Source organism: Nitratireductor luteus (genome assembly GCF_026162365.1).
Classification (GTDB): domain Bacteria; phylum Pseudomonadota; class Alphaproteobacteria; order Rhizobiales; family Rhizobiaceae; genus Chelativorans; species Chelativorans luteus.
On record NZ_JAOANW010000006.1, the window covers coordinates 120,370 to 132,616 of the forward strand.

Here is a 12,247-nt window from a genome sequence, read left to right on the forward strand (position 1 = left end):
TCGCTCCGAACACCCCGACTTCATTCCATCGAGGGCACAGGCGCTTCCGTGTTCCCGCGCGGCTTCAACGAGCGGCTGAGCATCGCCCTGAGTTGCATTGGCAGAACCGGCTTGTGCAGCAGGTGGATGCCGTGATCGCGTGCTTCGCGCAGCCCTTCGGGCGCGGTGTCCCCGCTGATCAGGAACGCCGGGATCTCCGCGCCGGACTCGCACCGTATCTGCTCGATTGCCTGGATTCCAGTTCGACCATTCGCCAGCCGATAGTCGGAGATGATCAGGTCTGGTCGTCTCGCTTCGTCACGAATTTTGGAGCGTGCGGTTTCCTCGGATTCGGCGCTCAGCAGCCGGCAGCCCCAGCTTTGCAAGATGCTGCGCATCCCTTCAAGCACCAGCGGGTCGTCGTCGATTACGACCACTAGCTTGTCGCGGGCCGGGTCGGCCACTGCCGGCGAAACCGCCGTCTCGAGCGCGGCTCTGGGTTCGGCGACAAACGGTATCCACACAGAGAAGCGCGAGCCCTGCCCTGGCCGGGAATCGAACTCAACGGCATGGTCCAGCAGGCGTCCCAATCGCTCCACGATTGTCAGCCCGAGACCCAATCCATCACTCTGGCTCCGGCCGACCGTCGGGCGTAGAGCGTTGCTGAAGATGTTTCCCTGTTCCTCGACGGGAATACCGGGTCCGCTATCGCAGATGTCGATACGCAAGCTTTCGCCGCGCCGGCGGCACCCGATGACGACACCGCCACGTTCCGTACAACGCACCGCATTGGAAACAAGGTTCATCAGTATCCGCTCAAGCAGCACGGGATCGCTCCGTACCCAAGCGTCGCTCCGCACCACCGACAGCCGCAGTCCCTTCTGTTTTGCAGCGCCAGCGAAGGTCATCTCGATGCACTCGAGCGCCCGTTCGACCGGAAACTCCACGACGTTCGGTTCAAACGCGCCAGCTTCGAGTTTCGACATGTCGAGAAGCGATTCGAACAATTCGTTCATCGAGTTGACGGCCGCATCAATGCGTTCGACAAGACGATCTCGATCGGAGGCCTCACCCCCGGCGCGCAACTGCGCGACAAACAGATTCAACGCGTGCAGCGGCTGGCGCAGGTCGTGGCTCGCTGAGGCAAGGAAGTGCGATTTGTATTTGCTGGCGGCTTCGAGTTGTCGGCTCTTTTCGTTCAATTCGCGGGTCCGTTCCGCGACGAGTTGTTCAAGCCGCGTCGCCGTTTCCTTGCGCTCTTCAAGCAGTTGTCCCAACTCGATAGCGTTGCGGCGGAAGATTTCCACTGCCTGCGCCATGGCCGCGATCTCGTCGGTTCCCGTTACCGCGACCGGCGTGCGCAGCCGCCCGTCGGCGATCGCGAGCATCCCCTCGCTCAACGCAGCCAGACGGCGGGCGATATGGCCGCCGACATAGAGCCAGACTATCAGGGCCGATGTTATAATACTGAGGACGACGACGGCGACAAGGGCGCGGGTGCTCGACCGCTGTACGGACAGTGCGTCCTGGATCGCCTTGCCGATGTCCCCTCTGGCTGCGCTTCCCAACTCGTCCACCGCCGCAGTGAGTTCCGCCGACAGACTTGCCGTTCTGGCAATCCCTTCCTCGCCCTCACCGATCAGCGCAAGTTCTCGCCTGCGGGCATCGATGATCGAGTCCGGCCCCTCGACAAGTCCCTCGAGCCGGGTAGCCTGTTCAAGAAGCAGCGTGCGCAGCCTGGCGTCGAGTCCCTCCGCCGTAGCCTTCAGCTTGGCGAGGGACAGGCCGATCTGGAAATCGAGAACCGGCAGCCGTTCCGCTTCCTCAGCGGTCGAAGCGTCGGCCAACATGTCGACGATGGCGGAAGCGTGCCCCTGAGCAGTCTGCGCCAACCGCTGATGCTCGATCGATGAGTTCAGCCGTTCCAGCCGGTTGTCAGGCGCCCCAGCGCCGTTCTCGGTGAGCTGCGCGATCTCATTGTTGAGCACATTGAGCCATGGTGTGAGCAGGCGCTGTATCTCGGCGTTTGTCCGGTAGACCTCACGCCGCAGGGTTCGCACTCGTTCGCCGGTCTCGAGGCGGCGCGCTACGATGGCATCGAGCTCGCCGAGGCTTCTCGTCAACGACGAGACAATCAATTCGATATGGCCGAGCGGCATTCCGTCGGTCCCCTCTCTCAGTTCGAGAAGCATTCCGTTCAAGCGCTTCTCTTCCGCTGCGAGCACGGCCTTGACCTCGTCTCGCCGGCCCTGATCGGGTGCTGCCAGCAGCGCCGGCGCCGTGGCGATGATCCGCTCCGCAGAGCGCGATAGCTCGAACGCTGAAAGTGCAGGCGGCACGCGGGTCTCGACAACATCGAGGCGGCTGCCTACCTCACGGAAGGCGTAGATTGCCGCAGCTGCAGCCAGCGCGGCGAATGCCGCTATGGCAAAGAATGCAAGCAGCAGCCGTATGCGCACCCCGAGGTTCCAAGCTCGGCGCACCTGAATTTTCGTGCCGTCGGGCTGCGATGTTGTCACGGCAGATCCGCATTCAGCGTCTTTATGCTAGGCTAGCATACCGCCAGAGCTCCTATCGGAGCAAACCGGAGATAACCGATGAGACGGCGAGATGTTTTGACCGGCGCGGGGACGGCCGCAGCGACCTCCAGCTTTCCATCACCGGCAATCGCACAGGGGGTTCGGCAGCTCACCATGGTGACGGACTGGCCCGAGGGTCCTGGCGTCCTTCCAAGCGCCAGGCGGCTGGCGCAGACAGTGGCCGATGCATCGAACGGACGGATCACGATAAACGTCACTGCTTCCGGCGCCGTGGTGCGTCCGTTTGAAACCTTCGACGCGGTTCAATCCGGTGTCGCCGACATGTTCCATTCGCATATCGGTTACTTCGTGGAGAAATCGCCGGCCTTTCACTTCTATTCCGGTCTTCCGTTCGGCATGACGGCGAAGGAACTGTTTGCCTGGGTCCGGTTTGGTGGCGGTCAGGAGCTTTGGGACGAGCTGAGCGCCCGGTTCGACATCAAGCCGCTCCTGTGTTCCAGCACGGGCATTCAGATGGGCGGCTGGTTCCGCAAGGAAATCGCTTCGATAGAAGATATCAATGGGCTGCGTTACCGCATGGCCGAACCCGGCGCCGAGGTCTACCGGCGTCTAGGCGCAACCGTGGTCGTCGTGCCGGGGGCCGACATCATGCTGTCGCTCCGATCCGGCGCGATTGACGCTTGCGAATGGCTCGGCCCCTGGCTCGACATGGAGATGGGGCTGCACGAGGTCGCCAGCTTCTACTACTACCCAGCTTGGCACGAGCCGGGGACCGCACTCACACTGGGCATCAACAGGCGCGTGTGGGAAAGCCTCGAGGAGACCGACAGGCAGCTGATCAAGGTCGCCGCAGCAGGCGAGTATGCCGTTTCGCTTGCGGAGTTCGACACCAACAATGCGCGCGCGTTGGTTAGGCTGCACCAGGAGAGTGAAGTGAAGTTTCGCAGATTCGATGACGAGATGCTGAAGACCTTTGCCGAGATCAGCCGAAGCGTTGTCGCGGAAGCGGGCTCTACCGACGCGCTCTCGCAAAAGATCCATACGAGCTACCGGGATTTCCGGGAGACTGCGAAGGGGTGGAGCGACGTTGGCGAAGGCACCTATCTGAACGTCCGCGACGTCGGCTGATTGCCGATATCGACGCACCGGGCAGGCCGTAACCGGCGCCCGATTCCCTGGAACAGCTCTATTTCACAATGGGGCCGAGAGGCGTTTGAGTCAGGACTTCCGCGCCGTCAGGTCCGAGAAGCACGGCGTTTGAAAGGAAGTAATCACCTTTGCCCGTTCCCATGAGCCAGGAAAGGATGTGGAACGTCATGCCTTCGCGGACTTCCAGATCGGAATCGTGCCGGAGGCCGGTGACGCGATTTCCACCCGTCCAAGAGGGGGGAAAGCCGATGCCGACTGCATAGCCGCAATGGTGTCGGCGGTAATGGGCAAGCCCGGCATCGTCGACGGCGGCCTGCCATGCCTGATAGACTTCACTTGCCCGCACGCCCGGTCGGAGCACGGCCAGAACGGCAGTAAAGGCGCGGGTCGCGACTTCAGCCATCTCGGCGTCCTGATCGCGGATGGAGCCGACATGGATCAACCGCCCAAGTGGCGCGTGATAGCGACTGACGCAGCCCGAAAGTTCGATGAGGACGGGCTCGCCCGCGCGATAGACCCCGCTACCCCAGGTGGTATGCTCTTCATCCATGCGCTGGCCGGGGCGGATAAAGGGGCCGAAGCCCGGTGCGTCCCCACCGGCGCGGATCATCGCCGCATGGCATTCCGCCACCACATCGCGCTCGCGCGCGCCATCGACGATGGCGGTGATGGCCGCCTCGGCGGCTGCATCGGACACCACGGCCGCCTTGCGCATCAGGGCCTGTTCCAACGGCGATTTCACGAGCCGCAGTTCATCGACAAGCCCGGTTATGTCGGCCCAGTGGACATCCGGAAAACTCTCACGAAGCGCGTGACCAAAGCCATAGGAATGCCCCGACGACCAGGTTTCGACACCGATGCGCATGGCGCTATCGGCCTGTTCTTCTATCTCTTCGACCAGGGCCCTGAGCAAGGCGCGCGAACGATCCTTCGCCGCGAAGGAATCCTTGAGGAGCCGGACCGCGATGTCCGCTGCGGTCTCGCTGTCGGTGTGACCTTCGAAGAGAGCGTTGCGCACCTGCTTCTGGATGGAAACGCGCTCCATCAACCGCGTGATGAGAACCATCTCGCCCTCGGCGGGCACAACGAGGAGATGCGGCGCGAAATAGCCCCAATGGTCGAGGCCAGTGAGATAGAAGATGTTCTCCGGTGTTGACAGCAGTGCCATGTCGAGGTCGCGCGCCTCCATAGCGCGCCGGACGTTCTCCAGCCTGTGTCTCAGTTCGTCGTCGGTGAAGGGGTTTTCAAACATCGGGACAACCGCTCCTGATCGATTTCGCGGCAGACATATTCCAGATCTGCGTGGTCAACAGGTGCCTCGGTGTCAACCCGCCTCCAGAACAGCGCTCAGGAACTGACGGGTCCGCTCGTTTGCGGGATCGTTGAAGAGCTTGTCGGGCGGTCCCTGCTCGGCGATCTTGCCGTCGTAGAAAAAGCAGACGCGGTCGGAGAACTCCTTGGCGAACCCCATTTGATGCGTGACGATCAACATGGTGAGATCATGTTCGGTGCCCAGCTTGCGGATGACGTTGAGCACCTCGCCGACCAGTTCCGGGTCGAGGGCTGAGGTCACTTCATCGAACAGCATCACCTTGGGCCGCATTGCTAGCGCCCTGGCGATTGCCACGCGCTGCTTCTGCCCGCCGGACATCTGGATCGGGTAGTGGTTCTTCTTGTCGGAGAGGCCGACCATTTCGAGGAGTTCTGCAGCCCGCGCTTCGGCTTCGGCCTTCGGCAGCCCGAGCACGGACTTGGGCGCCTCCATGCAGTTGGCCAGCGCCGTCATGTGCGGAAACAGATTGAAGTGCTGAAACACCATGCCGATCTTGCCCCGCACGCGCCTCAAGTGCCGTTCGTTTGCCGGCACCAGCTGACCATTCTTCTCCATATGCGTGAGCGGCTCGCCGTCGACCCAGATCACACCGCCATTGATGCGCTCCAGCGTCATCAGCATTCGCAGCACCGTGGTCTTGCCCGAGCCGGAAGGACCGATGATCGCGACCTTCTCATTACGTGCGATATCGAGGTTGAGTTGGTCGAGTACCGTCAGCGCTCCGTAGCGCTTGGTAACTTTTTCGAAGCGGACCATGGGGTCGCTCATGACGGAGCTCCTACTGCAAATGATAGCGGCGCTTGAGCCAGAAACTCACCGATTGCACGATCGTCGAGGCGACCAGGCTGAAGACCAGATAGAAGAAGCCGGCCACCGTGATCGCCTCGATGTAGCGATAGTTCTCAGCGCCGAAGTTCTTGGCTTGCTGCAGCATTTCGAGGATTGCGATTGCGGCCAGGATCGGTGTGTCCTTGAACATGCCGATGAAATAATTGCCAAGGCTGGGAACGATGGGCGGAATCGCCTGCGGCAGGATGATGACCCGCCAGGACCGCGCAGTCGACAGATTGAGCGCAGTGGATGCCTCCCACTGACCCGCGTCAACATGCTCGATACCGGCGCGGTAGCACTCCGAACAATAGGCCGCATAGTGGATGCCGAGCACACCGATTCCCGCCGTCCAGGCGGGAATGACGATGCCGAATTGGGGACCGACGAAATAGACGAAGAATATCTGCAAAAGCAGCGGCGTCGAACGGATGAACTCGATCGTTTCGGCCATGGCGCCGGAGATGTAGCGATTTGGCGACTGGCGGATAAGCGCGAAAACCAGCCCTAGTACCAAAGCAATCGCAAAGCCGACGATGGTCGCCTGGACCGTCACGACACCGCCTCGATAAAGCAGTGGCAACGCGTCCCAGACATAGCTCCAATCCCAGATACTCATGCAGGAACCTCCCGCACAAAGCCCCGCGAGAAGCGTCGTTCCAGCCAACGCACGAGAGGCGTGATAAGAGCGCGTGCGATCAAGTAGTAGCCGAACAGCGCGATGGCAAAGAACAGCAGGTAATTCCCGGTCGCGTCGGCTGCCAGCTTGGCGGCGGTGGTCAGCTCGGTAATGGTGATGAAGAAGATCAGGGACGTGCCCTTGAGCAACTCGATCAACAGGTTGCCCCAGGGCGGCAGCATGCCGCGGATCGCCTGTGGCAGGACGATGCGCCGCATCATGGTCGAGCGCGAAAAGTTGAGCGCGATGCTCGCTTCATACTGACCGCGATCGACGCTCTGGATCGCCGCTCGCACGAGCTCGGCGCCATAACCCGACACATTCATGCCCACGCCGACAATGGCCACCGTCCATGGCGTCATGACGAGGCCAAAAATCGGGAGCACGAAAAACCACCAGTAGAGCTGCACCAGCATCGAGGTTCCGCGGAAGAACTCGATATAGGCAACGGCCATCCAGCGCAGCGGAGCAAGTCGCGAAACGCGGATCAGCCCAACCGCAAGGCCGAGCGCTATGGCGACGAGCGACGCCCCAAGGGTCACCAGAAGCGTGACGGTGACGCCTGTGAAAAGGGCTGCGACGCTGAAGCCGAGGGCAAACTCGTTCATTCTGCCGGACCCCTCATCACCCTTCCCCGGCAGTCGCCCGGGGAGGGTGATGACGTGTCAAGGGCTGTCTCAGCCCTCGCAGAGTTCGGCCGTGGTCGTGCCATCCGGCAGATTGGTCTCGGTATAACCATAGGGGCGCACCGACTCCATCATCTGTTCGGAGCCGATATACTCCTTGAGGGCCGCATTGAACGCATCAACTTCTTCCTGCTGGTTGGGCAGGAAGGCGAGCCCCGGATAGCCGTCGATAACCGGCGGCGTGAACGGATCGGCAAGTTCGACAGCATCGTCCTTGTCGGCGAATTCCTTCATGGTGAAGTAAGTGCCGCTGCCGGCGGCTGCGCGCCCGGCCTTGACCGCCTGCAGGATTTCAGCCGGGCCGGCGACCTGCATGATCTTGTCGTCCGCGATGCCGACCTCCTTTGCGTTCTTGACGGTGTTATAGCCGGCGCCGGTGACGAACGTCAGCTCCTTGTCGCGCACATCGTCAAAGGAGTGAAGGTTTTCGGGATTGCCCGCGGGCACCAGAAGCGCGTCTGCGAAGGTGCCAAGCGGCTCGGTGAAGAGCGCGTTGCGGCAGCGCTCTGGCAGGATGTACATGCCGCCAGTAACGATGTCGAAGCGGCCGGCCTGCAGGCCGGGGATCAGCGAGCCCCACTCGGTCACTACCGGCTCGATGCTGGTCGTGCCCATCTTTTCGAGGAGGTCGATCGTCATGGCGTTGATGAAGCCAAGCGGCTGGTTGTTATCGCCTGGATAAGCCCACGGGACTTCATTCGAGAAGCCGATACGGATGGTTTCGCCGGCTTTGATCTTGTCGAGAAGTTCTCCGGTCGAGGCCGAACCGGCCCATGTCCCCATGGTTAGTGCCGCCATTCCAAGTGCGGCAATCCCCCTTAGGATTGCACGTCTCATTTTTCTTCTCCCGTTGTTCTCCCGCTTTTCTCGTTCACTGTTTATGGCTGTATTATGTACAACATCATCCAGCTTCGCAATCATGCGGCCTCGTCAGCACATTTCGCCGACAAGTTACTTGGGAAGATCACATTCCGATGCGCCCGGAGAGGGCAGATGAAGTAGCCGAAGAGGAGGAGGCAGTATTTTGCAGATGTTTCTTGATACGCGTTTGCGCATCCTCTTCATGCGCAGCGCCGACACACCCAAGGGGGTCTACCACCCATGAGCGTCCTCATCCTCCACATTCTCTATCTCGTCGCCATAACGGCCGAGGCAATGACCGCCGCACTCGCCGCCGGCCGCCGCAACATGGACTGGGTCGGTGTCTGCCTGCTGGCCGCCGTAACAGCCCTTGGCGGAGGCTCAACCCGCGATGTGCTGCTCGGGCACCATCCGCTGGTCTGGGTCGTCCATCCTGAATATCTGCTGGTCGTCGTTGTCGCGGCGATGACCACCATTGCCATCGCCCGCTTCATGCACCATCTGCGCCGGCTGTTCCTCTTCCTCGATGCCGTCGGCCTTGTCGTTTTCACCATCATCGGCTGCACGATAGCGCTGGATATGGGTCTGCCCGTCGTCGTGGCGATCGTCGCCGGCATGATCACCGGCTGCGTGGGCGGAGTGCTGCGCGACATATTGTGCAACGAGATCCCGCTCCTGTTCCGCGCCGAACTTTACGCAAGTGTCTCCATCGTCACGGGCGGCCTCTATGTTACAGGCATGCAACTCGGCCTGCCGCACGACCCTGTCATGTACACGGCGACGATCATAGGCCTGGCAATGCGGCTCCTGGCGCTGCGCTTCAACTGGCAGATGCCGAAATTCGTCTACACGCTGAAACTGCACTGACGAGCGCGGATGTCCTCGCAATGATGTCAGGGCCCGTACCCGGATCCACTTCGATCTTGCGAATCCAGCGCCATCTGCGGGCACATCAGGTCGACGTGGTCGTGCGTGCGATCTCGTGTCCCAAGCGAACCGTTTCCCGAACCAGCAAGTCGAGATCATCTTGCCGCGTCCGGTGATTGTTGATGGCAACGCGGAGGCAATGCTCCCCGTGTACCGTCGTATCCGAGATGGCTGCGGTGCCTTCTTCCTGCAGCCGCAGCATGATCTCGGTATTGATCGCCTTCAGCGCCTCGCCATCGATGCCGTCCGAACGATACCGATAGCAGACGATGTTGATGGTGGTCGGCGCTACCAACTCCAGAAGGGGCTCGGCTTCGATCAAGTCCGTGAGATAGCACCCCTGCGCGATGTTCTGGTCGATCAAGCGGCCGAACTTCTCAACGCCATGCTCCTTCAGCGCCATCCAGACCTTCAGGGCTCTGAAGCCGCGTGTTGTTTGTAGCCCGTACTCATGCAGCCACGGACCCGAGGCGAGGCCACGGGGGGTCGACTCCAGATATTCGGGCGTAACTGCGAACGAGCGGTGATGCGCAGGCGCGTCCCGAACGAGAACGCAGCCGATTTCGAACGGCGCATGCAACCACTTATGGGGATCGAGCGCCAGGGAATCGGCACGCTCGATCCCGGTGACGCGGTATGAGTTCTTGGGGGCGATTGTAATCAGCGCGCCGATGCAGCCGTCGACATGGAACCAAAGATCCTCTTGTGCCGCCAAATCGGCGAGCGCTTCCAGATCGTCAATCGCGCCGGTGTTGACCGTTCCGGCCGTTCCTATCACGCAGGCGGGACGAAATCCGGCTTCGCGATCTTCCGCGATCGCTTTCTGAAGCGAGGCGAGGTCTATCCGGAGGTCGGCGTCAGTCGGGATGCGCCGGAGGGCGCGATTTCCCAGCCCCAGCGCCTCCAGTGCCTTGCGATGGCAACTGTGAACCTGGTCGGAGGCGTAGAAGCGCAAGGGCTTCTCGATCGCTGCGACCCCGGTCTCGCGCACATCGGTGCCCGCCTTGGCGTTGCGCGCCACCGTCAGCCCGATAAGATTGGCCATCGAACCGCCGCTGACCAGCGTACCGCTGGCTGAAGCAGGGAACCCGATCATCTCCTTGCACCAGCTCACCACCTGGTTGTCAATGAGTGCGGCGGCATGGTTGCCACCACCAAGGTTGGAGCCCTGTATCGCGGCCAGGAAGTCCGCCAAAGCCCCGGTGAAGTTGCTGGATCCCATATACCAGGACCAGAAGCGCGGATGGATGTTGCCCATCGGATAGGGCATCACATTCTCCGCGACCTCCCGATATATCTCGGCGAGCGGCGCAGGCGAGCGGGGAAGCTCCGTTTCGAAAGTGGCCCTCACGCCCACCGGCATTTCCTGCCACACGGGCCGCTCGCGCACGTCCCGCAGGTAGGCTATCGCATCGTCGGCGATCCGATGCGATAGCGCCCGCAGTTCGGTCCAATCACTCGGATCGAGTGATTCTTCGACTGGCGCGATGCGTGGGCGGCGCGAGACATCCATCACTTCCTCCGTCGCGGCGTCGTGATCAGACAGCGAACTGATATCCAGGCGTCGAACGTGAAAGAGCCATCTCCTCCTCATCCATCTCGGCTTCGATCGTTTCGAAGAGCGGTGTCGTCATGTAGCGTTCGCCAGTGTCGGGGAGCACGCACAGGATCACGGACCCGGCGGATGCGCGTTCGGCGACCTGACGCGCCACGGCAAAGGTCGCGCCACCGGAGATGCCGGTGAAGATGCCTTCCTGCTGGGCCAGAGCCTTGGTCCATTTGATCCCTTCGGGTCCCGCAACCGGTATCACCTCATCATAGAGGCTGGTGTCGATCGCCTCCTGCAGCACATGCGGAATGAAATCCGGCGTCCAGCCCTGGATCGGATGCGGCTCGAAGGCGGGATGGCTGGCGGCAGGGGCGCCATTCGGTCTGCGCTCCTGTACATGGCCGCTGCCGATCAGCTGTGCGTTGGCGGGCTCGCTGAGCACGATCCGCGTCTCCGGACGTTCGCGGCGCAGGACGCGGCCCACGCCGGCCACCGTGCCGCCCGTTCCGTAGCCGGTCACAAACCAGTCGAGACGCGAACCGGCGAAATCGTTGATGATCTCGCGGGCGGTCGTTGCCTCGTGGATTGCGGCATTGGCAGCGGTCTCGAACTGACGCGCAAGGAACCAGCCATTGGCCTCGGCCAGTTCCACCGCCTTCTTGTACATGCCGAAGCCTTTCTCCGCGCGGGGCGTCAGAACCACCTTGGCTCCCAGCATGCGCATCAGCTTGCGGCGCTCGATGGAAAAGCTGTCGGCCATGGTCACGACCAGCGGGTAGCCCTTCTGGGCGCAAACCATGGCAAGCCCGATCCCGGTATTGCCGCTGGTCGCTTCGACGACTGTCTGTCCCGGCTTCAAAGTTCCGCTGCGCTCCGCCTCCTCGATGATATTGAGCGCCAGCCGATCTTTCACGGAGGACATCGGATTGAAGAATTCGGCCTTCACGTAGATTGTCGCGTGATCGACCCCGAGATTGTTTATCCGGATTGTCGGTGTATCTCCGACGGTATCGAGAATGCTGTCGAAGAGATGGCCTCGCCCGGCCGTGGTCCTGATTGCTGCCTTGTTCAACATGGTTGGTCTCCCTGGTTTTCGTTATAGGCTGAGCCGTCATTGCCGCCGCGGCCAGCCGCGGCGGCCATGAATTTTCAGTTCGTACGTGGATCGTCTTTCGGGTCGACATATTCGACGCCGAACGGTCCCATGCCGTTCAGCTGGACGATAGTCTCTTCTTCAGTCCAGGCAAAATGCGCCATGCCGACGGGAATGCGAACGAAGCTTCCCGGAGGCAGCAGGGGTGCAGCAGCCCGGTCGTGCTTCTCTCCACTCGCCATGCCGAAGCCGCCGGAGATGACTGTGACGTGCTCCTCCTTGGGATGCCTGTGAGGCGGCACATCGTAGCCGGCGGGAAACTTGAGCCGGATGACGAATGGACCTTCCTCCGCTGGGCTGCCCAGCAATACGGCTATCTCGGCGCCGGCCGGCAGCGTCGGCGGGCCGGCGCTGAACTTCACATCATCCGCAGGGATGACGGTATGATGCTCCTCAGCGGCGGAAGCCGGAAAAGCGGAGACAACGAGAAGCACACCAAGTGCGGCCGCCATGCGAGGTAGCGAGATGCGATGAACATGATGTATTTTCATGTCTGTTCTCCATCTGATGACGAATGTGCCCATGAACAATGGCCCAAGCCAGGAATGGAGGCATTGGCCTGC

General features: G+C 61.6%; 11 protein-coding genes. 2 read left to right on the forward strand and 9 right to left on the reverse strand.

Annotation, left to right across the window (positions count from 1 at the left end; genetic code table 11):
* Window positions 1–20: 20 nt before the first annotated feature.
* Window positions 21–2,498 carry an ATP-binding protein gene (locus N1058_RS09500; protein ID WP_265517280.1) on the reverse strand — a complete coding sequence of 826 codons (2,478 nt, stop codon included), beginning with the start codon at window positions 2,496–2,498 and terminating at the stop codon, window positions 21–23.
* A 78-nt stretch (window positions 2,499–2,576) separates the two neighbouring features.
* Here N1058_RS09500 and N1058_RS09505 point away from each other — a divergent pair, with 78 nt between their 5' ends.
* Window positions 2,577–3,647, forward strand: coding sequence for a TRAP transporter substrate-binding protein (locus tag N1058_RS09505; protein WP_265517281.1), 1,071 nt, complete (start codon window positions 2,577–2,579; stop codon window positions 3,645–3,647).
* A gap of 58 nt (window positions 3,648–3,705) precedes the next feature.
* On the opposite strand, the gene N1058_RS09510 is transcribed toward N1058_RS09505, so the two are convergent.
* The 5 genes from N1058_RS09510 to ehuB form a co-directional block, all read right to left on the reverse strand.
* Window positions 3,706–4,920 carry a M24 family metallopeptidase gene (locus N1058_RS09510; protein WP_265517282.1) on the reverse strand — a complete coding sequence of 405 codons (1,215 nt, stop codon included), beginning with the start codon at window positions 4,918–4,920 and terminating at the stop codon, window positions 3,706–3,708.
* 72 nt (window positions 4,921–4,992) lie between these two features.
* Window positions 4,993–5,769: an ectoine/hydroxyectoine ABC transporter ATP-binding protein EhuA gene (ehuA, locus tag N1058_RS09515; protein ID WP_274709219.1), complete on the reverse strand. Its 777-nt coding sequence runs from the start codon at window positions 5,767–5,769 to the stop codon at window positions 4,993–4,995.
* A 10-nt stretch (window positions 5,770–5,779) separates the two neighbouring features.
* Window positions 5,780–6,448, reverse strand: coding sequence for an ectoine/hydroxyectoine ABC transporter permease subunit EhuD (gene ehuD / locus N1058_RS09520; protein WP_265517283.1), 669 nt, complete (start codon window positions 6,446–6,448; stop codon window positions 5,780–5,782).
* Window positions 6,445–7,116: an ectoine/hydroxyectoine ABC transporter permease subunit EhuC gene (gene ehuC, locus N1058_RS09525; RefSeq protein WP_265517284.1), complete on the reverse strand. Its 672-nt coding sequence runs from the start codon at window positions 7,114–7,116 to the stop codon at window positions 6,445–6,447. The genes ehuD and ehuC overlap by 4 nt, the downstream gene beginning before the upstream one ends.
* A 69-nt stretch (window positions 7,117–7,185) precedes the next feature.
* Window positions 7,186–8,031, reverse strand: a complete 846-nt coding sequence (gene ehuB, locus N1058_RS09530) for an ectoine/hydroxyectoine ABC transporter substrate-binding protein EhuB (protein ID WP_265517285.1) — start codon at window positions 8,029–8,031, stop codon at window positions 7,186–7,188.
* Between the two features lie 264 nt (window positions 8,032–8,295).
* Here ehuB and N1058_RS09535 point away from each other — a divergent pair, with 264 nt between their 5' ends.
* Window positions 8,296–8,922, forward strand: a complete 627-nt coding sequence (locus N1058_RS09535; protein ID WP_265517286.1) for a trimeric intracellular cation channel family protein — start codon at window positions 8,296–8,298, stop codon at window positions 8,920–8,922.
* An 85-nt stretch (window positions 8,923–9,007) separates the two neighbouring features.
* Here N1058_RS09535 and N1058_RS09540 read toward each other — a convergent pair whose 3' ends face one another.
* The 3 genes from N1058_RS09540 to N1058_RS09550 form a co-directional block, all read right to left on the reverse strand.
* Window positions 9,008–10,495, reverse strand: a complete 1,488-nt coding sequence (locus N1058_RS09540; RefSeq protein ID WP_265517287.1) for a pyridoxal phosphate-dependent decarboxylase family protein — start codon at window positions 10,493–10,495, stop codon at window positions 9,008–9,010.
* A 25-nt stretch (window positions 10,496–10,520) separates the two neighbouring features.
* Entirely contained in the window at window positions 10,521–11,606 is a 1,086-nt protein-coding gene (locus N1058_RS09545) for a PLP-dependent cysteine synthase family protein (RefSeq protein WP_265517288.1), read from the reverse strand.
* A 74-nt stretch (window positions 11,607–11,680) separates the two neighbouring features.
* Window positions 11,681–12,175, reverse strand: coding sequence for a cupin domain-containing protein (locus N1058_RS09550; protein WP_265517289.1), 495 nt, complete (start codon window positions 12,173–12,175; stop codon window positions 11,681–11,683).
* Between the last annotated feature and the right edge of the window lie 72 nt (window positions 12,176–12,247).

What these genes read in the sequence shown, in the direction of transcription:
- N1058_RS09505 (WP_265517281.1), top strand. Translation starts at nt 2,577, where the DNA reads ATGAGACGGCGAGATGTTTTGACCGGCGCGGGGACGGCCGCAGCGACC.
- N1058_RS09510 (WP_265517282.1), bottom strand. Translation starts at nt 4,920, where the DNA reads ATGTTTGAAAACCCCTTCACCGACGACGAACTGAGACACAGGCTGGAG.
- ehuA (WP_274709219.1), bottom strand. Translation starts at nt 5,769, where the DNA reads ATGAGCGACCCCATGGTCCGCTTCGAAAAAGTTACCAAGCGCTACGGA.
- ehuD (WP_265517283.1), bottom strand. Translation starts at nt 6,448, where the DNA reads ATGAGTATCTGGGATTGGAGCTATGTCTGGGACGCGTTGCCACTGCTT.
- ehuC (WP_265517284.1), bottom strand. Translation starts at nt 7,116, where the DNA reads ATGAACGAGTTTGCCCTCGGCTTCAGCGTCGCAGCCCTTTTCACAGGC.
- ehuB (WP_265517285.1), bottom strand. Translation starts at nt 8,031, where the DNA reads ATGAGACGTGCAATCCTAAGGGGGATTGCCGCACTTGGAATGGCGGCA.
- N1058_RS09535 (WP_265517286.1), top strand. Translation starts at nt 8,296, where the DNA reads ATGAGCGTCCTCATCCTCCACATTCTCTATCTCGTCGCCATAACGGCC.
- N1058_RS09540 (WP_265517287.1), bottom strand. Translation starts at nt 10,495, where the DNA reads ATGGATGTCTCGCGCCGCCCACGCATCGCGCCAGTCGAAGAATCACTC.
- N1058_RS09545 (WP_265517288.1), bottom strand. Translation starts at nt 11,606, where the DNA reads ATGTTGAACAAGGCAGCAATCAGGACCACGGCCGGGCGAGGCCATCTC.
- N1058_RS09550 (WP_265517289.1), bottom strand. Translation starts at nt 12,175, where the DNA reads ATGAAAATACATCATGTTCATCGCATCTCGCTACCTCGCATGGCGGCC.